Here is a 20,339-nt window from a genome sequence, read left to right as displayed (position 1 = left end):
AGACTTGGCTTGTGGCACTGATTAAATCCATTTCGGGCATCCGGGGTACCATTGGCGGCGCCGCCGGCGACGGCCTGACCCCCATTGACATTGTAAAATACGCCGCGGCTTTTGGCACGTGGGTCCTCACTACCACCCAGAACAATACCATCGTCATCGGGCGTGATGCGCGCATTTCGGGCGAGATGGTGAGCCGGCTGGTAACTGCTACGCTGCAGGGCCTGGGCATCGACGTGGTAGACCTGGGCCTGAGCACCACGCCGACCGTGGAAATGGCGGTGCCCGCGAAAAAAGCGGGTGGCGGCATCATTCTCACGGCCTCGCACAACCCCAAGCAGTGGAACGCGCTGAAGCTGCTCAACGACAAAGGCGAGTTCATTTCGGATGAGGAAGGCAAGAAAGTGCTGGCCCTCGGCGACTCGGAAGCCTTCGACTTCGCGCCCGTGACCAAGCTGGGCCAGTACAGCACCGACGACACGTTCCTGCAGGAGCACATCAACACCATTCTGGCGCTGCCGCTGGTTGATAAGGCCGCTATCAAGGCCAAAAACTTCCGGGTGGTGGTGGATGCGGTGAATTCCACGGGCGGTTTTGCCGTGCCGATGCTGCTGGAGCAGTTGGGCGTGGAGGTGATTGAGAAGCTGTTCTGTGAGCCGACCGGCGACTTTGCGCACAACCCCGAGCCGCTGCCCGAAAACCTGCGCGACATTGCCCACGTCCTCGAGAAAGGCTCGTTCGACCTCGGTATTGTGGTGGACCCCGACGTGGACCGCCTGGCGCTGGTGAACGAAGACGGCACCATGTTCGGCGAGGAATACACGCTGGTGGCCGTGGCCGACTACGTGCTGCAGCAGAATGGCGGTGGCAACACCGTCAGCAACCTGAGCAGCACCCGCGCGCTGCGCGACGTAACCGAAAAGCACGGTGGCCACTATGCGGCAGCGGCCGTGGGCGAGGTGAACGTGGTGACCAAAATGAAGGAAACCAACGCCGTAATTGGCGGCGAAGGCAACGGCGGCATCATTTATCCGGAGCTGCACTACGGCCGCGACTCACTAGTGGGCATTGCGCTGTTTCTGAGCCATCTGGCCAAAACCGGCCTCAGCATGACCCAGTTGCGGGCCTCGTATCCCAACTACTTCATCTCGAAGAATAAGATTGAGCTGACGCCGGAAATCAACACCGACCAGGTGCTGGAGCAGATGCAGCAGCGCTACGCCAAGCAGCCCGTCAACACGATTGATGGCGTGAAAATCGAGTTCGACAAGGAGTGGGTGCACCTGCGCAAGTCGAATACGGAGCCCATCATCCGGATTTATGCCGAATCGGACTCGAATGCTACGGCTGACCATCTGGCCAACAAAATCATTGCCGATATCAAGGAAATTATTTCGGTGAAGAGCTAAGGCTGGTCACTGCAATTTTGCCCTGCGAAAGAAGGATTCCGGCTACCCCGCCGGAATCCTTTATTTTTGTGGCCGTTGCCACCCACAACTTACGTTGCCACCCATGACCGTTTACTTCGATAATGCCGCCACCACGCCCCTGGACCCCGAAGTGCTGGATGCTATGCTGCCTTTTATGCGGGACCATTTCGGCAACCCGAGCAGTATTCATGGGCATGGCCGGCAGGTGCGGGCGGCTATCGAGAATGCACGCAAAAGCATTGCGCACCTGATTAATGCGGCGCCGGCGGAAATCGTGTTTACCTCGTGCGGCACCGAAGCCGACAACTACGCCGCTTTCGGGAGTGTGCGGACGCTGGGGCTGAAGCACATGATTACGTCGCGGCTGGAGCACCACGCAGTGCTGCACACCACGCAGGCGCTGGAAAAGTGCGGCGACGCCCAACTCAGCTACCTCCGCCACGATGCGCAGGGCCGCCTGGATCTGGCACATCTGGAGGAATTGCTGGCTATGAACCCGCGCACCTTCGTGAGTTTGATGCACGCCAACAACGAAATCGGGAACCTGAACGACATTGCGGCCATCGGCGAAATCTGCGCCCGCCATGATGCCGTGTTCCACACCGACACGGTGCAGACGATGGGGCACTACAAGCACGATGTGCAGGCTCTGAAAACGCACTTTCTGGTGGGCTCGGCGCACAAATTTCACGGCCCGAAAGGAGTAGGGTTCCTGTACCGCCGCTCGGGCCAGAACCTGGAAGCGCTGATTCATGGCGGCTCCCAGGAACGCAACCAGCGGGCCGGCACCGAAAACGTATACGGCATTGTGGGGCTGGCCAAGGCGCTGGAAATTGCTTACCGCGACATGGCCGCGCACCAGCGTCATATTCAGGGGCTGAAAGACCGGTTTATTGAGCGGCTGCGGGCCGAAATAGAGGACGTGCAGTTCAATGGAACGTCGGCGGAGGCTGAGCACAGCCTCTACACGGTTCTGAGCGTAAGCCTGCCGCCCTCATCTATGAATGAAATGCTGCTTTTCAACCTCGACATCAATCATATATCGGTGTCTGGTGGCTCGGCGTGTACCAGCGGCGCACAGGCCGGCTCGCACGTGCTGCAGGCCCTGGGCGCCGACCCTGACCGGGGCACCATCCGCTTCTCCATGAGCAAATACAACACCGTGGAAGAAGTAGACTACGCCGTGGAGCAGCTCGCTAAAATGTTCCGCAAAGAGCCATTGAAAGTATAACAGTGCGCCATTCATTCGAAAAAGCCGCCTGTGCTACCGTAGCGCAGGCGGCTTTTTTATGTCTTATTCCAGAGGCCGACGGCGGTGCAGAATCTTCTGTTTGCTGTAGAAAATAATAAATCCGAGCACCAGCACAAAGGCTACATCAATGCCAAAACGAATGAGGCCCTCCACTGCCAGACTGGATATACCGACTGCAACCCCGGCCCCAATGAGGGCGGCTGCCGGCATCAGGATGAGGGCAATGAGGGCGCCAGCAATTACACTGCGCCGGTAGGCCGCAATAATCACAATGCCGGCCGCGGCCCCGCAAGCCGAAACCAGCAGGCTTTTGAGGGTGGGCTGCGAAATGCTATGCACTTCCGGATTGGCCATCAGTTCAGTTGCTGAGCTTTCGCCGCTGGCTACCAGTAGCCACATCGTGAGGCCCGCCGTCAGGATGAAAAGAAAGTACCCAATGAGAGTGGAGCGAAGGCCGCGCCATACCACGTGCCAGCGTTTCAGCACCACGCCCATTGGCAGGGCCGCAATAGGCTCGAAGCCCGGAGCAATGATGCTGGACGCAATAAACGCCACCGCCTGCGGCACCGGCTCCGATACCAGCCCGACTGCTGCCATGATGCCGCCAAGGGCCATCAGGGCCACATAGTTGGGGGTAGGGCGGCCCTGATGGCGCAAGCCGGCCTCTACTTCCTCCCAAATGGCTTCGTCCTTGTCGTTGAGGATTTTTTCGCCTTCCGCCGGCGCAATAATGCTGCTCAGCTCCGTAGTCGATACCCATAAATCCTCCGGTTTCGGAACGGCTGCTCCGGCGCGGCGCAGCACCTCATCGGCCCCGCGGTTGAGTACCTGCACCGTAGTAATATCGCCCGGTGGCTTGCGGGAGGCGCCCGGCAGCACGCTCACGCTGATGACATCGTCTAACTCAACAAGCTGTTGGCAGAGGCTTTCAGTGACGGTGGGTGGAACAGTGAGTTCGAGGCTGCGATGCATAAGGCGGCGTATGTGTGTAAGTACATACGCTAAACAGAAGGGGAGCAGTTACAGCAGCAGTTCGGTGCCCGAAATTTTGTGGGCGCGTTGCCTTAGTAGTTTCCATCGGCGCCGCCACCGCCGGAGTGGCCGCCCCCAAACTCGAAGCCAAGTGCCGGGGCCTGCGGCACCGTCGTTGTCTGGGCTACCACCAATGCCTCCAGGTTGAAGTGGGAGGGGTAGTCGTTGTCGGGGAGGGAAGTAAGGCCATGGCGAGCGGGGCGCAGGTAGCGCGCAGCCCAGGCGGCCAGGGCCAGCAGCACGGCCCCGGCCAATACAGCCGCTATTTCCGGTGGCATAATGGACCGGTAGTAGCGCAGCGTGAACAACGAAAAAGCGGCGGCAGCCAGTCCCGTCAGCAGCCAGATCCGGCTGGGGCGGCGCAAGCCTATGGCAATGTACACAAGCGGAATGACTGCAGTAAACAGGTAAAACAGCAGCGCAAACGGAATCTGCGCAGAAACGTGCTGGCCGCTAAGCTGGGCATTGCCTTCCCGCACGACGTAGTAGTTGCCGGCCAGGTAAAACGTAGCCAGCGCCAGGGCCTGCAGCAGCATCAGGCAGCGGCGGTAATACAGATAGTCAGGACGCTGGCTCAGCCGCTTCACCAGCCAGTAGGCTGCCGCGGAGGCCAGCATCAGTACAAACGGCAGCACCAGCCGGCCCGCCGGAACCTGCAGCAGCCAGTTAGCCAGCAGGAGTAGCAGCAGCAGATATGTACCAGCGGCCACCAGCCGGTCGGCGTAGCGGATGGTAGCAGCCAGAAACAGCAGAAACAGCGGCCCCAGGATCAGAAACAGGTAGCTGCTGCCCAGCGAAGAATCGTAGCGCGACGAATACGGCACCGCATCCTGCACCACATCGGCCAGCACCACCGAAAACCAGCCCAGCGCAATGTAGAGCAGGGCCTGGTCGGCGCCGGCGTGGTAGAGGCGGGAGCTGCGGATAAAGAACTCCAGCGCCGCCAGTGTCCCGAAGCCGCCCAGCATAGCCACGGTTCGGAAGTGGTCCAGCTCGGTGAGCAGCGCAAAAAAGCCCGCGCCACCACACGCTCCGATGCAGGCAAAAATGAACAGCCCGATGCGCAGAAACAGCCCCGGCCGGTAGAAATCGAGCGGGTAGGCCGCCTGGATGGCCAATTGCTGCTCCGGCGTAAGCAGGCTCCGGCGGCGCCAGCGAGACGCGGCGGCATGCATGGCTTCGTGCAGGGGCCAGGCAGGGTTGTAGGCTTTCCAGTTCATGTGCGTCGCAGAAATTTCTTGCCGTTGACGAACAGCAAAATGATGCCCACGGCCGAGAGCATCAGGTACAGCATGACGATAAGCACTGCCGCTTCGCCAGCTTTGGACAGTAGCCGGAAAAACAGATACGACGCGGTGAGGTAGCCATACAGCACGCCCATCAGCAGGAACAAGTACGACTTGGTTCGGCGCGCGTACCACATCAACGCCGCGCTCAGCGCCAGAATCAGGGGCACCATCACAACTTTGGGCAGAAATGGCTGCGGATAGAAGTCGAACAAAGCGGCTGTGGCGGCCAGCAGTGCCAGATTGGAGCCGAGCGAAATGTAGGTGAAGGCAAAGTGCGGCTTGCGGCGGCTGAGGTCCGCATGCAGCCCCACACCGGTCAGCGCCAGGCCCAGCAGTACCGCCATGCCACCGAGGCGCGTGGTGAAAAAGTTGTTGTCGGTGAAGGCCGAAACCGGGGCAATGCTCACGCCCACCCACGAGGCCAGGGCCGTAATGCCCATCGCCAGCACGCCCCGGTGGTCGAAGCGATACGCCAGCCCGAAAAACAGCACGCCCGGCAGTATGGTCGCCAGGCCATAGCGGCTGCCAAACACGTTGTACTGCACCTGCAGGTAGGTTTCCAGGGCCAGAAACAGCAGGCAGCCGAGCAGCAGCGCGTAATCGGGCACGAAGCTGGGCGCGGCGGCCTGCCCCCATGTGAACGGCTGCCGGTGCCGCGCCACATATCCGAAACTGGCCAGCATCAGCAGCGCCATGCCGCCAATAATGACGCCGTGCCCGATTTCGTCGAGGTGCTGATAAAGCAACACGCCCAGCCCGCCCGTGAGCAGCGTGATGCCCAGATACAGGGCCGCCCGCAGCTCCTGATGCAGCGAAAAAGGCCGCGCCCGTTCGTGCTGTGCAATAGCCGCCGCCTGTTCGGGGGGCAGCAGGCCGCGGGCCTGCAGGTCGGCAAGTAGCTGGTCGGAGTGCATAAGCAGGGTAGGTGAGGTGGCTGGTAGCTGCGCTAAACATAGCAGTTTGCTGATGATAGTAGCGCGGCACGGGTGAGGTAGGGCCCGTGGGCGTATCGTATTTTGGCCGGCTTTCGTATGGATTGCCCAACCCTGTTCCTCTCCCGTATGGCCGACATCAACATTCAACGTAAGAAAAGCTCCCCCAGCCCCTGGCTCCTGATTCTGCTGGTGCTGGCGGTGGTAGGCGCTGCCGCCTGGTACCTGCTCCGCCACGATGATCAGCCAGCCGATATGACGCCCCCTGCCGCCGTGGAAGAAGCTACCCGCGTGGCTCCCGATTCTACTACCGGTGCCGAAACCGGCCCGGCACCTGCCAACGAAGGCGTAAACAATATGGCCTCGGAAGCCGCGCCCGTGACGCCGGAAGTGCTGGCCGCCTTTGCCAAAACCAGCCCAGCAGAGCCCACCTACCCGCGCGAAGGACTCCGGCTACTGACTTCCGCCCTGGTGGACCTAGCTGACCGCGACGACCTGCGCGACGCGTCTGTCAGCGAAAAGCGCGACGGCCTGACCAGCGCCACAGCCCGCCTCTCGGAGCCCAATACCAGCGTACGGCCCGGGTTGGTGGCGGCGGCCGGCCTCATGCAGGCCATGCAGCAGAAACGCTATCCGGCGCTGGAACCGTCTGTGGCGGAGCTGGTAAGCCGGGCTACGCAGCTCTCAGGCCGCACCGAAACGGCCGCCGACCAGCAGCAGATGCAGGAGTTTTTCACCCGCGCTGCCGAAATAGTGCGTACGCTGAGTGAGCCGGCTTCGTAGAAGAAACCGGTACTGTATAGCCCTAACCCCATTCTGCCGTGGAACCAACGCCCATTCCTTCTGCCCAAGGTATGCACCTGCGCCGCCTGCGCGACCTAACCGACTACGAAGTAGCCGACGGCAACCCCGATGTGCGGGGCTGGACGGTACGTGGCGGCGACGGCCGCCCGTTTGGTGAAGTCACGGAGCTGATAGTAGAAGAGGAAACGCTGAAAGTACGCTACCTGGATGTAGAGCTGGACGCCAGCCTGCATATCAACGACCGGGAGCGGCACATCTTGATTCCCATTGGGGTAGCTGCGCTGGACGATGACGGCGACAACCTGTTTGTGCCTTCGCTCACGCTGGACTCGGTGCTGGACTACCCGCCGTATCAGGAGTTCCAGATTACCCGCGAATACGAAGAAGCTATGCTTCGGGCGTTGCGGCTGGAGTTGCCGGAGCACTTCACGGGCCCGTTCTACGAGCAGCCTTCCTTCGATGAGCAGCATTTCTACCATACCCGTCGCCCCGCCGGGCTGCCCGCCAGCTTCCGCCGCCGTGAGGTGTAGCTGATGCACTATAAACAGAAAAGGCCCCCGTGCGGAAGCAGGAGGGCCTTTTCTGTTTAGCTAGGTGCGCGGGCTAAGTTCTTAGTTCCGCCGAATCATATCGGCTACGGCCTGCACCCATTGCGGGTGCGAATTCAGGCTGGGCACCAGCTGCCAGTGCTGCCCGCCGGCTTCCTCAAACATTTCCTTGAATTCCTCGCCCACCTCAATCGTGGTTTCCAGGCAGTCGGCCACGAAGGCGGGGGAGAAAGCCAGCACGCTCTTGATGCCCTTGGCCGGCATTTCCTTGATAACCTCGTCGGTGTAGGGCTGCAGCCATGGGTCGCGAAGGCGGCTTTGCAGGCGGCTCTGGAACGTGGTGGTGTACTGCTCCGGCTGCAGGCCCAGCGCCTTACCCAGCTGCCGCGACGTTTCGAAGCACTGGGCACGGTAGCAGTAGCGGTTGTTTTTGTTGTAGCTGGCGCAGCAGGTGCCCAGCTTGCAGTAGTTTTTGTGGCTGCCCTTCAGCACGTGCCGCTCCGGAATACCGTGGTAGCTGAACACCACATGGTCGTAGTCGTGCTTGGCCATTTCTTCCTTGCCCAGCGTGGCAAACGTGCCAATAAAGCCGGGGTCTTCCACGAACGTGCTGATGAAGGAAATGCTGGGCACCACCCACCACTTGCTCACCAGGTCCATTACCTTTTCCTGCACCGAGCCCGTGCTGGCCGCCGCGTACTGCGGAAACAGCGGCAGCACGATAATCCGGTCCACGGCCGCGTCGCGCAGCTCCTGCAGGGCGCTTTCGATGCTGGGTTTCTGGTAGCGCATCCCGAAGGCCACCAGGTAGTCTTTGCCCAGCTTCTCCTGCACCAGCTTCTGCAGATCCAGGCCGTGGTAGAGCAGCGGCGAGCCGCGCTCCGTCCAGAGCTGCTGATAAATCTTGGCCGACTTGGGCGCGCGTAGCGGTACCACCAGCCCCTGAAACAGCGGGTAGCGGATGGCCGCCGGCATGTCAATCACGCGGGCATCGGTAAGAAACTCGTTGAGGTAGCGGCGCACGTCGCCGGTCTGGGGCGAGTCGGGCGTGCCGAGGTTCACGAGCAGAACGCCAATGCGGCCGTTGGTAGGAGCAGAAGTAGGCATAAAGGATAGCGCCGGAACAGAGCCGGCACGGCAGAACGGTGAAGAAAGAGAGTATCCTCCGGGTTGTGAGCTGCAAAGGTCGCACATCCATGCGCGAACTAAAACCTGATGTATCTCATCTTTCAGTTGGGGTACAGACAATCTTCCACCGGCTGATGTTTGCCGCCCCGATGGTCGGGCGCGCGAAAACCCGTACCTTTGCAGGCCAATTTTCAGATTCTGAAGTGAATACCGAACCTAAACCGCACCGCGCTGGCTTCGTGAGCATTATCGGCAAGCCCAACGTGGGCAAGTCCACGCTCATGAACGCCCTGATGGGCGAACGGCTCAGCATCGTTACGAGCAAAGCCCAGACCACGCGCCACCGCATCCTGGGCATCCTCAACGGCGAAGACTTCCAGCTCGTCTACTCCGATACGCCCGGCATTATTCAGCCCAAATACGAGCTGCACAACGCCATGATGTCGTTCGTGTACTCGTCGCTGGAAGACGCCGACGTGGTGCTGTTCGTGACCGATATCTACGAGAAGCACGACGAAGAGCCCGTAGTGGAGCGCCTGCGCAAGATGGTGAATACGCCCATTTTCCTGCTCGTCAATAAAATAGACCAGGCTGACCAGGCCGAGGTGGAAGCCAAGGTGGAATACTGGCAGGAGCACCTGCCCAACGCTACCCGCGTGCTGCCCATTTCGGCGCTGGAAAAGTTCGGCACCGGCGAATTGCTGGACTTGGTGCTAGCCAAACTACCCGAGCATCCGGCCTACTACCCCAAAGACGAGCTGACCGATAAGCCTGAACGGTTTTTCGCGGCCGAGATGATCCGGGAGAAAATCTTCAAGCTCTACAAAAAAGAGGTTCCCTACAGCTGCGAAGTGGAGATTGAGGAGTTTAAGGAGGATGAAAACATCATCCGGATGCGCTCCATCATCTACGTGGAGCGGGCCAGTCAGAAAGGCATCATCATCGGGCAGCAGGGCACGGCACTGAAAAAAGTAGGCACTTGGGCCCGTGAGGAAATGGAGAAGTTTTTCCAGAAAAAAGTGTTCCTCGAAATCCACGTCAAAGTGAACGAGAACTGGCGCACCGACCCGAAGGCCTTGAGCCGTTTTGGGTACAATCACTAGAAAGAGAACGTCATTCCGAGCGCAGCCGAGGAATCTGGCGTGCTGAAGTTGTGGTGGTAATTACCACACTGGCAAGATTCCTCGACTTCCCTCGGAATGACGTTCCAGATAAATCCGACCTCACACTCACTTAACTACTCCGGGCACTGCCGAACTTGGTCGGGCCGGCGGCTGGAGTCAGACACATGAAGAATACCATTGCAATTGTGGGGCGCCCCAATGTGGGCAAATCCACGCTTTTCAACCGCCTCGTCGGCCAGCGTAAGGCCATCATGGACGATGAAAGCGGCGTCACCCGTGACCGGCACTACGGCTACGGCGACTGGGTGGGCAAGTACTACACCGTCATCGATACGGGCGGCTACGTGCACAACTCCGACGATATTTTCGAAGGCGAAATCAACAAACAGGTAAAGCTGGCCATCGACGAAGCCGATGTTGTGCTGTTCATGGTAGATGCCATGGCCGGCGTGCACTCACTCGACGAAGAATTTGCGCACGTACTGCGCCGCTACCAGGGCAAAAAGCCCATCTATGTAGTAGCCAACAAGGCCGATACCAATTCCCGGATTCATTCGGCGGGCGAGTTTTACGCGCTGGGCGTTGGCGACGGCGAGATATTCGCGGTTTCCTCGGCCAGCGGCTCCGGCACCGGTGACCTGCTCGATGCCGTGGTGAGCCACTTTGAGGAGGAAGGCGTAGAGGAGCCCGATGCCGGCATCCCAAAAATTGCCGTGGTCGGCCGCCCGAACGTGGGCAAGTCGTCGTTCGTGAACCTGCTGCTGGGCACCGAGCGCAGCATCGTAACCGATATTGCCGGCACCACCCGCGACTCTATTCAGGCCCGCTATAATGCCTTCGGCAAGGAATTTATTCTGGTAGATACGGCCGGTCTGCGCCGCAAAACCAAGGTGCACGAAGACGTAGAGTTCTACTCGGTGCTGCGCTCCATCCGGGCGCTGGAAGAGTCGGATATCTGCATCGTGATGCTCGACGCTACCCGCGGCATTGAGGCCCAGGACCTGAACATCATCGGACTGGCCGACAAGAACCGCAAGGGCATCGTGATTCTGGTGAACAAGTGGGACCTGATTGAGAACAAGGAAACCAACACGGCCAAGGAGTTCGAGGACAAAATCCGCGAGAAAATTGCGCCTATCAGCTATCCACCCATTATTTTTATTTCGGTGCTCAACAAGCAACGCGTGCACAAGGCCATCGAAACGGCCATTGACGTGTACGACAACAAGCGCCGAAAAATTCCGACTTCGGAGCTGAACGAGGTGATGTTGAAGGAAATTGAGAAGTACCCGCCGCCCATTCAGAAGGGCAAGCTGGTGCGCATCAAATACGCTACCCAGTTGCCCACGCACAACCCCGTATTCGCCTTCTTCTGCAACCTGCCGCAGTACGTGAAAGAAAGCTACGCCCGCTACCTCGAAAACCGCCTGCGGGAACATTTCGATTTTACGGGGGTGCCAATCGGTATCGTATTTCGTAAGAAATAAGGGAGTTACCGACTGGGGTTGAGAAAATATCAAGTTTTTCCTGCTGAGTTAGGTTACCTTCTGGCAAACCGGATATAAAGCTCCGATTCTCAACCGTAAGGTCGAGGGTCTTCAACCCTGATTTTCACCCTCGTTTACTTTCAACACCATGAAAAAAGTACTGTTCCTCGCCCTGGCCGCTGTTTCTTTCTCTTTCGCTTCTTGCGACAGCAAAACCGAAAACGCTCAGGAAGCTCAGGCTGAGCAGGTAGAAGAAAACGCTGAAGCTAAGGCTGACGCTATGGAAGATGCCGGCGCTTCGGACGCTGCTGCTGACTCGGTAGAAAACGCTGGCGAAGCTAAGGCTGACGCTATGGAAAACGCTGCTGACGCGCAAGACGCTAAGTAGTCTGACGCGCCATCCGGCGCTCAACAAAAAGAGCCGCTTCCATCAGGGAGCGGCTCTTTTTTTGTAGCTGCCTGCCGGTATGCGGCACTCAGCCCAGGCGGCGCTGCAACAGGCTGTCCACTACGTCAAACAGCTTGCGCGGTGCGTAGGTACGCCACGGCATCTCATCAAGCTGCCCCCCGAAATTGATGTAGGAATCGAGGTTGTACTGGCGCATCTCGCGGGTTACGTGCTCCTGGAAGTTGACGGCCGCAATCCAGCCGTCCTCCACGTCCTCAAACCACTCTTCGTAATACGAGTCGTCGGAGCCGTGGAAGTTGAAGACACTTTCCCCGATAAGGATGAATTTGCGGATGCCCTCATGCGTCATCAGATCAATGATGTTGCGCTTAAGGTTCATGATGTCGTTTTCGATGGCATCGTTCCACTCCCCGATAAATTCGATGATGGCCAGTCCCAGGTCGTAATCGACGAACAGAATCTTCAGGAACAGTGTCTCCGAATCGAGGCTGTCCCACTGCGGATGGATGTAGTAGCCGTAGATAGTATTGACGTAGGAGTCGATGCTGTTTTCGGCTTCAAATAGGGGCGAGCGAGGGTCTTCCGTAGCAGAGTACTGGTCGATCCAGGCGTAGTGCGGCTCAATGGTATGCATAGAAAGGAAGCTGAGGCATAAGATTCTGCCGGGCGCGAAACCAATAAAAAGGTGCGCCAGGCATTCGTAATTGCCTTAACTGTGATGCCGGACGGCGGGTTTCCAAAACCGCCCGCAACTTCCCGAACCTGCTGCGTTATTCGCGTGGTTTATTGCCGGGCGGCCAGCGCGGCCCGCACGGAGCCATATTGTTGCAGCAGACGGGCCGCTTCGTCTTGCCCAATGCCCAGCTCGTCCATCAGCATTTTCTCGCCTCGGTCGACCAGCTTGGCGTTGGAGAGCTGCATGTCTACCATTTTGTTGCCTTTCACGCGGCCCAGCCGGATAAATGTAGCCGTGGTGAGCATATTGAGCACCAGCTTTTGCGCGGTGCCCGCTTTCAGGCGGGTGCTGCCCGTGACAAACTCCGGCCCGGTAGGCACTTCCACCGGAAACTCAGCTACCGCCGCCACCTGAGAATCAGCGTTGCACACGATGCAGCCCGTAGCCAAGCCGTGTTGCCGCGCCTGTTGCAGGCCCCCAATAACATAGGGTGTCCGGCCCGAAGCCGCAATGCCTACCACAATGTCCTTGTCCGTAATATCGTATGCCGTCAGGTCGCGCCAGGCTTGCTCGGCATCATCTTCGGCATTTTCCACGGCTTTGCGGATGGCGGTGTCGCCGCCGGCAATCAGGCCTACTACCAGCCCGTGGGGAACCCCAAATGTGGGGGGGCACTCCGAGGCATCCAGCACGCCCAGCCGCCCGCTGGTGCCGGCCCCGATGTAAAATAGCCGCCCACCAGCTCCCAGTCGTGCTACCGTAGCTTCCACCAGCGCCTCTATCTGCGGCAGCGCCCTGGCCACTACCTGCGGCACGGTTTGGTCTACGCTATTAATGCCCTCCAGCAACTGACGGGTGCTCAGCGTTTCCAGGTCGTTGAAGAGAGACGGGCTTTCGGTAGTGCTCATGGGGAAAGAGAAAACAATAGTGTTCGGGTACAGCCTGTATTGGCAAAAGGAGGATGCTGCGCTCTACGCAAGCCGCCCGATTACGGTGAATTTGTCGAAAACGTGCGGAGTGTGCGGGGCGTCGCGCTCCAGCTCTATTGTCAGGTCCTGGCCGGCCCAGTGCTCATAATGGTTGCCCCGGCGCCACAGGCGGGAGCGGGTCACATCATAAATCAGCCCCCGATACGCCACCCAGATGTCGTCGCGGTCCTGGCCGTTGCGCAGGGCCAGCTGACTGCGGGTATACGTGGGCAAGTCCGTGGTAGAAGTCATCATCTCAGGTGTACCAGGTGCTTCTAGCCCAGCAGGGCCTGCGTGAGAATCCAGCGGTTCGGCAAATCACCCTGGGAGGCATGAAAATAGTCTTCGTAGCTGCAGGGCACAATGCGCTTCACTTCGCCGGTCAGGTTTACCACCTCCATCCACCACCGTTCCGTCTGCTGCGACTTATAGAACACAATACGGTCGGGGCCATCTTCTTTGTCCTCGTCAAGGGAAGTCAGATCCGGCGGGCCGTGCAAACCGGCCGCGTAACGGATGAAGTTGGGGCCGCGGAAGTCGGTTTCGCGGCGGCGGTGGTAATAGCCTTCCACGAAATACCAGAGCATGGTAGCCAGCACAGAAGCTGCCAGACCATGTGTGTCGTGGTCGGGGCGGTAGCCGTAGAGGCCGAAGGAACTGAGCTGGTCGTTGCAGCCGGCGTACCAGGCCAGCTTGGCGGCCTCTTCGTTGGTAAGGCCAAACGGGTTGGCCGGATAATAGCCTGGCGCGTCGTTCCAGCGCAGGGCCGCAATATCAACGCTCACAAAGTCGGCCTGGCGCAGCAGCGGCTCCGCCTGCCGGATATCGTCGCGAATCTGGCCCACGCGCAGAGTTTCGAAGTGCAGCTTTTCCAGAGCCGCCAGCACATCAGGCGCTACCAGGTACTGCTGGTGCGCCAGTTGCGCAAAGTTGAACAGGAAGCTGGGCTCGTGCATGAGCATACGCCGCAGGTGGCTTTCTTCGGGCACCGCACAGTCCTGCTCGGCCATATCTACGCGCGCATCCACGGTGGCAAAGCTGATGGGCCGGTCGAGGGTTTCATAGGCCAGAAACTGCCCGTAGTCGAGGTCGTGGGAGCCGCCCAGCAGAACGGGCACCGTGTTGTGCTCCAGCAGCACCGCCACAAGCTCGCGCAGGCGCTGGTACGTGTCGTCGAGGGTGAGGCCGGGCCGCAGGTTGCCGAGGTCGGCAATGCGGGCCGGGCCGGTGCCTTTCTGCAGCTGATAGAAGCGGCGGCGCACTTCGTCGGCGCCGTGCAGGGCCGGCTGGCCTGCCGCGCTGCCGCGCCATTCATCCAGCCCGATAAGGGCTATATCAGCGCCCCGCCAATCGGGAAAAACATCCAGGAAAGCTGAAATATATCCTGCCAGGGCAGTCGGACTGGCAGCAGAAGCGGAAAGCTCTTCGCGGAGCGGATCAAAGAATATGGCCAGATTCATCGGGCGCGGAGAGATGCGGACACCGACAAAGCTACGCAAAAGGCGGCCACGGCCCTACCAGGTTTCTGGAGCGAATAGCAGCTTTCCCGCGAAAAAGTAGTTATTTATGCAGCGTTTCCAGCTTCCTGTCTTCCAACCACAGCAGCTGCCGACCCGTTGCTCTCTCTTGCTCGTCCCACCTAAGTGCACTCCTCTCACATGGACATCCGCCGTACGTTTGACATTCTGCCCCACCTGCAGCAGAAATACAACAAGCCTGATTGTTTCGCCTCCAAAACAGATGGCCACTACACGCCCATCAGCACCGATACGGTGGTGGAGAAGGTGAACCAGGTAAGTCTGGGGCTGCGCAGCCTCGGCATCGGCAAGGACGATAAAGTGGCAATCATCTCCATGAACCGGCCGGAGTGGATGTTTGCCGACTTCGGAATTGCCCAGCTTGGCGCTACCAGCGTGCCTATGTATCCCAGCATCACGGTAGAGGACTATAAATATATCTTCACCGATGCCGGCGTGAAGGCGGTTTTCGTGGCCGACAAAGCGTTGTACGACAAGGTCCGCGAAGCCACTCAGGGCCTGAACATTCCTGCGGACAACATCTTCACTTTCGACAAAATTGAAGGTGCGCGCCACTTCTCCGAGCTGCTGGAGCTGGGCAAGCAGGGCAACTCCGCCGACCTGGAGCCCCTGAAAGCCGCCGTGCAGCCCGACGACCTGCTGACGCTCATCTACACCTCCGGTACCACTGGCCAGCCCAAAGGGGTGATGCTGACGCACAACAACCTGCTCAGCAACTGCCGTAACGCCCAGCGCTTCGTGCCCGTCACCAAAGACGACAAAGCCCTGAGCTTCCTGCCGCTCTGCCACATCTTCGAGCGGATGGTGACCCACCTCTACCTCATCAACGGCGTCAGCATCTACTACGCCGAGAGCATGGAAACCATTGCCGACAACCTGCGCGAGGTGAAGCCTGAAATCTTCACCACTGTGCCTCGTCTGCTGGAGAAAGTCTATGATAAGATTGTCGCTAAAGGGCACCAGCTCGAAGGCGTAAAGAAGCAGTTGTTCTTCTGGGCACTGAACCTGGGCCTCAAATACGACAACCAGCAAGACCACGGGTTCTTATACAACACCCAGCTTTCACTGGCCAACAAGCTTATTTTTAATAAGTGGCGGGAAGCTCTTGGCGGTAACCTGCGCTGCATCGTGAGCGGCGGCGGGGCCCTGCAGCCCCGGCTGGCACGGGTGTTCTGGTCGGCCGGTATCCGCGTGATGGAGGGCTACGGCCTGACGGAAACCTCGCCGGTAATTGCCGTGGGCGGCTACGAGCCCGAAAACAACATGATTGGTACCGTAGGCCCGATTATCGACAACACACAGGTGAAAATCGCGCCCGATGGCGAGATTCTGACCAAGTCGGAGTCGGTGATGAAAGGCTACTACAACAAGCCCGAGCTAACGGCCAAGGAGTTCGACGAGGAAGGCTGGTTCCATACCGGCGACATCGGCGAGATGGTGGACGGTAAATTCCTCAAAATCACTGACCGCAAGAAGGAGATGTTCAAGACCTCGGGCGGCAAGTACATTGCTCCGCAGGTGATTGAAAGCAAGCTGAAAGAGTCGCCGCTGGTAGAGCAGTGCATGGTCGTCGGCGACGGCCAGAAGTTCCCCTCCGCCCTCGTTATTCCTTCCTTCGATGATCTGAAAGGCTGGTGCAAGCGCAACGGCGTAGACTGCAACTGCTCCAATGAAGAGCTTGTCAAAAACGAGAAAGTGGTGAAGATGTACGAAGACCTTGTGCACAAGTACAACACGGGCTTTGCGCAGTGGGAGCAGGTCAAGAAAATCGTGCTGCTGCCCCGCCTCTGGACTGTAGAAACCGGCGAGATGACGCCTACCCTAAAAGTGAAGCGCAAGATTATATCCGAGAACAACAAGGACATCATCGAGAGTCTGTATCATCAGAACGGTCAGCATTAACAAACCGGCCCCGTCACAGAAGTGGCGAGGCCGGTTTGTTTTTATATAGCTATAGCTGGGTGGTCGAGTGGCCTAGAACGATAAGAAAGAAGAACGTCATGTCGAGCGGAGTCGAGACATCTCGCGTGCTGACATATGATTACCGTTGCAACGTCAGCACGCGAGATGTCTCGACAAGCTCGACATGACGTTCTTGTATAGTCGTTCCTACCCCATTAACCATCAACTAGCCCCTTCTCCCAGAAGGATTGACAGGCCTAGCACATTTCACCACGTACAAGAGGGAGGAAAGGTCAAACTTTTTTTGCGTAACTTAGTATGCAAGCATAACATATTTCTGTATGTTTACCGGACTTGCTCCTACCCCTCATGACACCCGAAGAAACCGTCGATTATAATATTAAAGTAGCCTGGCACGCCATTTCGCGCATGTATAATACGCAGGCCGCCAAGCACGACATCACCACGAGCATTGGTTTCGTGCTGCTGAACATCGACCAGGAGAATGGTACGCCGGCCACCAAGATAGCGCCTTTGCTGGGCCTCGAAACCCGCTCTCTGACCCGTATTCTACGCAGCATGGAGGAAAAAGGCCTGATCTACAAACAGGCTGATACCCAGGACAAACGCTCGGTGCGCATCTTCCTGACCGAAGAAGGCCTGCGTGGCAAAGAAATTTCCCGCCAGACGGTGCGCCACTTCAACCTGAAGGTGCGCGAGAAAATCCCGCAGAGCGAGTTGAACGTGTTTTTCAAAGTAGTAGGCCAGATTACCGGCATGATTGAGGGCAAAACCCTCTACGACGATTTTACGCCGAAACCTTTGCGCGCCGAGTCGCCGGCCTAGGCCAGTAGCTCGAGGCTTTTTTACTCCTGAATTCGCTCCTTCACCGGGGCATTTCTGTAGTCATAAAGTCGGCATGACGAGTAGTTGGCTTGCCGGTTTTCCTTTCTGATTCTTTCATTTCTCACCCACTCATTCCTCCCCAAGAATGAATCGTACCATCAAAAAAGTAGCCGTACTGGGTTCCGGTGTGATGGGCTCGCGCATTGCGTGCCACTTCGCCAACATCGGTGTGCAGGTGCTGCTGCTCGACATCGCGCCGAAAGAGCTGCTACCCGCCGAAGAAGCCAAAGGCCTGAAGCTGGACAATCCGGCGGTGAAAAACCGCATTGTGAACAGCTCCCTCCAGGCAGCCGTGGCGGCTAACCCGTCGCCGCTGTACCGCAAAGCCGACTCCAGCCGCATCAAAACCGGCAACTTCGACGATAACCTCAAGGACATTGCCGGCTGCGACTGGACGATTGAGGTAGTGGTAGAGCGCCTCGATATCAAAAAGAGCCTGTTTGAGCGCGTGGAGCAATACCGCAAGCCCGGCACGCTCATCACGAGTAACACCAGCGGCATCCCGATTCACATGATGACGGAGGGCCGCTCCGACGACTTCAAGAAATACTTCTGCGGCACGCACTTCTTCAACCCGCCGCGCTACCTGAAGCTGCTCGAAATCATCCCGACCCCGGACACGGACCAGTCGGTAGTGGATTTCCTGATGCACTACGGCGACCTGTACCTGGGCAAAACCACGGTACTGGCCAAAGACACGCCCGCCTTCATTGCCAACCGTGTGGGCGTTTTCGCCATCATGGACGTGGTGCAGGTGATGAGCCAGCTAGGCCTGTCGGTGGAGGAAGTGGACAAGCTGACGGGTCCGGTTATCGGCCACGCCAAGTCGGCTACGTTCCGCACCTCAGACGTGGTGGGCTTGGATACGATGATCAACGTGGCCAACGGCCTTGCCCAGAACCTGCCCAACGACGAAGCCAAACACGTGTTTCAGCTGCCCGACTTCATCAAGAAGATGGCCGAGAACAAGTGGCTGGGCGACAAAACCGCCCAGGGCTTCTACAAAAAAGTAAAAGGCGCCGGCGGTAAGTCGGAGATTCAGGCCCTCGACCTGAACACGCTGGAATACAAGCCCAGCGCCAAGGTGAAATTCGCCACCCTGGAAGCCACCAAGCCGATTGAAAAGCTGGCGGACCGCTTCAAGGTGCTGGCTGCCGGCAAAGACAAGGCCGGGGACTTCTACCGCAAGACTTTCGCGGGCCTGTTTGCCTACGTGAGCAACCGGATTCCGGAAATCACCGACTCGCTCTATAAGATTGACGACGCCCTGCGTGCCGGCTTCGGCTGGGAAATGGGTCCGTTTGAAACCTGGGATGCTCTGGGCGTTCAGAAAGGTCTGGAGCTGGCGCAGGCCGAAGGCAAGACTGTTGCTCCTTGGGTACAGGAAATGCTGGCCGCTGGCAATGCTACCTTCTATAAGGTGAGCGAGCAGGGCGTGAAGCAGTTCTACGACATCGAGAGCAAGGCCTATAAAGCCATTCCGGGCGTCGAGAACTTCATCATCCTCGATAACCTGCGTGCCACCGGCAAAGTGGTGTGGAAAAACGCGGGTGCTTCGGTGCTCGACCTCGGCGACGGTATTCTGAACGTGGAGTTCCACAGCAAGATGAACGCGCTGGGCTCTGATGTAATTCAGGGTCTGCTGAAAGGCGTGGAGCTGGCCGAAAAGGACTTCCGTGGTTTAGTAGTCGGCAACGACGCGCCAAACTTCTCGGCGGGTGCCAACCTGGGCTTGGTATATATGTTCGCGCTGGATCAGGAGTACGACGAGCTGAACCTGATGATTGCCCAGTTCCAGCAGGCCATGATGCGGATGCGCTACAGCAGCATCCCAGTCGTAGGTGCTCCGCACGGCCTTGCCCTGGGTGGCGGCTGCGAGCTGAACCTGCACTGCGACCGGGTAGTTGCAGCCGCGGAAACCTACATGGGCCTCGTGGAATTTGGTGTAGGTCTGATTCCCGGCGGTGGTGGCACCAAGGAAATGACCCTGCGCACCGCGGCCAAATATGAAGAAGGCGAGCCCGAGTACAACCTGCTCCGCAACACCTTTATGACCATCAGCACCGCCAAAGTGTCGACTTCCGCAGCTGAGGCCTTCGACCTGGGATTCCTGCGCCGCGGCGACGAGATAGTAGTAAACAGCAACCGCGTTATCGCGCAAGCCAAAGCCGCTGCCATTGAGCTAGCCGAAGATGGCTACACCCAACCGGTTCAGAAAACTAACATCAAGGTGCAGGGCAAAGGCGCCTTAGGCATGTTCCTGACGGGTGTGCACGCCATGAAGGAGGGTCGCTATATTTCCGACCACGACGTGAAGATTGCCAACAAACTGGCCTACATCATGTGCGGCGGTGACCTAAGCAGCCCCACCGAAGTATCAGAGCAATACCTGCTAGACCTGGAGCGCGAAGCCTTCCTCAGCCTCACCGGCGAACGGAAAACGCTGGAGCGGATTCAGAGCATCCTTACCACTGGCAAACCGCTTCGTAATTAGAACTGAGAATTGAGAGCTTAGAACTTAGAGTTGTTCTGTAATGGTAAGTCGGCATCGGTTTCGGGATTTAAAAATCTGGCAGAAGGCGATGCTGATTACCAAGCTCACTTACCAATGCTGCGCCACGTTTCCGCCCGACGAACGGTTTGGGCTCACGTCGCAGATGCGTCGGGCCGCCGTTTCTATTCCTTCCAATATTGCTGAAGGAGCAGGCCGCGGCTCAGCGAAGGATTTCAGTCAGTTCCTCTCGATTGCTACCGGCTCGGCTTACGAGTTAGAGACACAGTTTCTATTAGCTGCTGAGTTCGGCTACCTGGATGAAAATCGACTGCAAGCTGCGGTAAGTGAGTTAGTGGAACTACAAAAGATGCTCTACGGCTTTCAAAAAAGTCTTCAACCTGAGAACTAACCACCAGAGTCTAA

Annotated in this window: 19 protein-coding genes; 11 read left to right on the top strand and 8 right to left on the bottom strand. The window is 58.4% G+C overall.

Annotated features, from left to right (window positions below; all coding sequences use genetic code 11):
- The first annotated feature begins 11 nt into the window (after positions 1-11).
- The gene (gene glmM, locus BUE15_RS00390; protein ID WP_073280717.1) at positions 12-1,406 is read left to right on the top strand and encodes a phosphoglucosamine mutase; all 1,395 of its coding nucleotides are present in this window, start codon (positions 12-14) and stop codon (positions 1,404-1,406) included.
- 103 nt (positions 1,407-1,509) lie between these two features.
- The gene (locus tag BUE15_RS00385) at positions 1,510-2,658 is read left to right on the top strand and encodes a cysteine desulfurase family protein (RefSeq protein ID WP_073280716.1); all 1,149 of its coding nucleotides are present in this window, start codon (positions 1,510-1,512) and stop codon (positions 2,656-2,658) included.
- Positions 2,659-2,721: 63 nt separating this feature from the next.
- Here BUE15_RS00385 and BUE15_RS00380 read toward each other — a convergent pair whose 3' ends face one another.
- The 3 genes from BUE15_RS00380 to BUE15_RS00370 form a co-directional block, all read right to left on the bottom strand.
- On the bottom strand, positions 2,722-3,651 hold the full coding sequence (locus tag BUE15_RS00380; RefSeq protein WP_084548714.1) for a DUF389 domain-containing protein: 930 nt from the start codon (positions 3,649-3,651) through the stop codon (positions 2,722-2,724).
- 92 nt (positions 3,652-3,743) lie between these two features.
- On the bottom strand, positions 3,744-4,931 hold the full coding sequence (locus BUE15_RS00375) for a hypothetical protein (RefSeq protein ID WP_073280714.1): 1,188 nt from the start codon (positions 4,929-4,931) through the stop codon (positions 3,744-3,746).
- Positions 4,928-5,914, bottom strand: coding sequence for a DUF2157 domain-containing protein (locus BUE15_RS00370; protein WP_073280713.1), 987 nt, complete (start codon positions 5,912-5,914; stop codon positions 4,928-4,930). Before BUE15_RS00370 ends, BUE15_RS00375 begins: the two co-directional genes overlap by 4 nt.
- Before the next feature lie 147 nt (positions 5,915-6,061).
- On the opposite strand from BUE15_RS00370, the gene BUE15_RS00365 reads away from it, so the two are divergent.
- Positions 6,062-6,715, top strand: a complete 654-nt coding sequence (locus tag BUE15_RS00365; RefSeq protein ID WP_073280712.1) for a hypothetical protein — start codon at positions 6,062-6,064, stop codon at positions 6,713-6,715.
- Positions 6,716-6,786: 71 nt separating this feature from the next.
- Complete coding sequence (locus BUE15_RS00360; protein WP_073280711.1) at positions 6,787-7,266, top strand: PRC-barrel domain-containing protein; 480 nt, start codon at positions 6,787-6,789, stop codon at positions 7,264-7,266.
- Between the two features lie 81 nt (positions 7,267-7,347).
- Here BUE15_RS00360 and hemH read toward each other — a convergent pair whose 3' ends face one another.
- Positions 7,348-8,391: a ferrochelatase gene (gene hemH, locus BUE15_RS00355; RefSeq protein WP_073280710.1), complete on the bottom strand. Its 1,044-nt coding sequence runs from the start codon at positions 8,389-8,391 to the stop codon at positions 7,348-7,350.
- A 224-nt stretch (positions 8,392-8,615) separates the two neighbouring features.
- Here hemH and era point away from each other — a divergent pair, with 224 nt between their 5' ends.
- From era to BUE15_RS00340, 3 genes are all read left to right on the top strand, one after another.
- A complete protein-coding gene (gene era, locus BUE15_RS00350; RefSeq protein ID WP_073281150.1) occupies positions 8,616-9,515 on the top strand; it encodes a GTPase Era in 900 nt (299 codons plus the stop codon).
- A gap of 185 nt (positions 9,516-9,700) precedes the next feature.
- A complete protein-coding gene (gene der / locus BUE15_RS00345; RefSeq protein ID WP_073280709.1) occupies positions 9,701-11,023 on the top strand; it encodes a ribosome biogenesis GTPase Der in 1,323 nt (440 codons plus the stop codon).
- Positions 11,024-11,171: 148 nt separating this feature from the next.
- Complete coding sequence (locus tag BUE15_RS00340) at positions 11,172-11,411, top strand: hypothetical protein (protein WP_073280708.1); 240 nt, start codon at positions 11,172-11,174, stop codon at positions 11,409-11,411.
- Positions 11,412-11,499: 88 nt separating this feature from the next.
- On the opposite strand, the gene BUE15_RS00335 is transcribed toward BUE15_RS00340, so the two are convergent.
- The 4 genes from BUE15_RS00335 to BUE15_RS00320 all read right to left on the bottom strand — a co-directional run bounded on the left by BUE15_RS00335 (position 11,500) and on the right by BUE15_RS00320 (position 14,536).
- The gene (locus BUE15_RS00335) at positions 11,500-12,066 is read right to left on the bottom strand and encodes a hypothetical protein (protein ID WP_073280707.1); all 567 of its coding nucleotides are present in this window, start codon (positions 12,064-12,066) and stop codon (positions 11,500-11,502) included.
- Between the two features lie 149 nt (positions 12,067-12,215).
- Entirely contained in the window at positions 12,216-13,016 is an 801-nt protein-coding gene (gene murQ / locus BUE15_RS00330; RefSeq protein ID WP_073280706.1) for an N-acetylmuramic acid 6-phosphate etherase, read from the bottom strand.
- Positions 13,017-13,079: 63 nt separating this feature from the next.
- A complete protein-coding gene (locus BUE15_RS00325) occupies positions 13,080-13,328 on the bottom strand; it encodes a cytochrome b5 domain-containing protein (protein WP_396276080.1) in 249 nt (82 codons plus the stop codon).
- Positions 13,329-13,351: 23 nt separating this feature from the next.
- Positions 13,352-14,536 carry a formimidoylglutamase gene (locus BUE15_RS00320; protein WP_073280704.1) on the bottom strand — a complete coding sequence of 395 codons (1,185 nt, stop codon included), beginning with the start codon at positions 14,534-14,536 and terminating at the stop codon, positions 13,352-13,354.
- A gap of 198 nt (positions 14,537-14,734) precedes the next feature.
- On the opposite strand from BUE15_RS00320, the gene BUE15_RS00315 reads away from it, so the two are divergent.
- From BUE15_RS00315 to BUE15_RS00300, 4 genes are all read left to right on the top strand, one after another.
- Positions 14,735-16,516, top strand: a complete 1,782-nt coding sequence (locus BUE15_RS00315) for an AMP-dependent synthetase/ligase (protein ID WP_073280703.1) — start codon at positions 14,735-14,737, stop codon at positions 16,514-16,516.
- A gap of 369 nt (positions 16,517-16,885) precedes the next feature.
- Complete coding sequence (locus tag BUE15_RS00310; RefSeq protein ID WP_073280702.1) at positions 16,886-17,362, top strand: MarR family winged helix-turn-helix transcriptional regulator; 477 nt, start codon at positions 16,886-16,888, stop codon at positions 17,360-17,362.
- 145 nt (positions 17,363-17,507) lie between these two features.
- Positions 17,508-19,916, top strand: coding sequence for a 3-hydroxyacyl-CoA dehydrogenase/enoyl-CoA hydratase family protein (locus tag BUE15_RS00305; RefSeq protein WP_073280701.1), 2,409 nt, complete (start codon positions 17,508-17,510; stop codon positions 19,914-19,916).
- A gap of 40 nt (positions 19,917-19,956) precedes the next feature.
- Positions 19,957-20,325, top strand: a complete 369-nt coding sequence (locus tag BUE15_RS00300) for a four helix bundle protein (RefSeq protein WP_073280700.1) — start codon at positions 19,957-19,959, stop codon at positions 20,323-20,325.
- The last annotated feature ends 14 nt before the right edge of the window (positions 20,326-20,339 follow it).

Origin of the sequence: Hymenobacter psychrotolerans DSM 18569 (genome assembly GCF_900142395.1) — a bacterium.
In the GTDB taxonomy this organism is placed as follows: Bacteria; Bacteroidota; Bacteroidia; order Cytophagales; family Hymenobacteraceae; genus Hymenobacter; species Hymenobacter psychrotolerans.
Note: the sequence above shows the minus strand (reverse complement) of the source record. Positions and strands in the feature narration are given on the sequence as shown.

Excerpts from the sequence above, each read along its gene's own strand:
- BUE15_RS00385 (WP_073280716.1), top strand. The coding sequence starts at position 1,510 with ATGACCGTTTACTTCGATAATGCCGCCACCACGCCCCTGGACCCCGAA.
- BUE15_RS00380 (WP_084548714.1), bottom strand. The coding sequence starts at position 3,651 with ATGCATCGCAGCCTCGAACTCACTGTTCCACCCACCGTCACTGAAAGC.
- BUE15_RS00375 (WP_073280714.1), bottom strand. The coding sequence starts at position 4,931 with ATGAACTGGAAAGCCTACAACCCTGCCTGGCCCCTGCACGAAGCCATG.
- BUE15_RS00370 (WP_073280713.1), bottom strand. The coding sequence starts at position 5,914 with ATGCACTCCGACCAGCTACTTGCCGACCTGCAGGCCCGCGGCCTGCTG.
- BUE15_RS00365 (WP_073280712.1), top strand. The coding sequence starts at position 6,062 with ATGGCCGACATCAACATTCAACGTAAGAAAAGCTCCCCCAGCCCCTGG.
- BUE15_RS00360 (WP_073280711.1), top strand. The coding sequence starts at position 6,787 with ATGCACCTGCGCCGCCTGCGCGACCTAACCGACTACGAAGTAGCCGAC.
- hemH (WP_073280710.1), bottom strand. The coding sequence starts at position 8,391 with ATGCCTACTTCTGCTCCTACCAACGGCCGCATTGGCGTTCTGCTCGTG.
- der (WP_073280709.1), top strand. The coding sequence starts at position 9,701 with ATGAAGAATACCATTGCAATTGTGGGGCGCCCCAATGTGGGCAAATCC.
- BUE15_RS00340 (WP_073280708.1), top strand. The coding sequence starts at position 11,172 with ATGAAAAAAGTACTGTTCCTCGCCCTGGCCGCTGTTTCTTTCTCTTTC.
- BUE15_RS00335 (WP_073280707.1), bottom strand. The coding sequence starts at position 12,066 with ATGCATACCATTGAGCCGCACTACGCCTGGATCGACCAGTACTCTGCT.
- murQ (WP_073280706.1), bottom strand. The coding sequence starts at position 13,016 with ATGAGCACTACCGAAAGCCCGTCTCTCTTCAACGACCTGGAAACGCTG.
- BUE15_RS00325 (WP_396276080.1), bottom strand. The coding sequence starts at position 13,328 with ATGACTTCTACCACGGACTTGCCCACGTATACCCGCAGTCAGCTGGCC.
- BUE15_RS00320 (WP_073280704.1), bottom strand. The coding sequence starts at position 14,536 with ATGAATCTGGCCATATTCTTTGATCCGCTCCGCGAAGAGCTTTCCGCT.
- BUE15_RS00315 (WP_073280703.1), top strand. The coding sequence starts at position 14,735 with ATGGACATCCGCCGTACGTTTGACATTCTGCCCCACCTGCAGCAGAAA.
- BUE15_RS00310 (WP_073280702.1), top strand. The coding sequence starts at position 16,886 with ATGACACCCGAAGAAACCGTCGATTATAATATTAAAGTAGCCTGGCAC.
- BUE15_RS00305 (WP_073280701.1), top strand. The coding sequence starts at position 17,508 with ATGAATCGTACCATCAAAAAAGTAGCCGTACTGGGTTCCGGTGTGATG.
- BUE15_RS00300 (WP_073280700.1), top strand. The coding sequence starts at position 19,957 with ATGGTAAGTCGGCATCGGTTTCGGGATTTAAAAATCTGGCAGAAGGCG.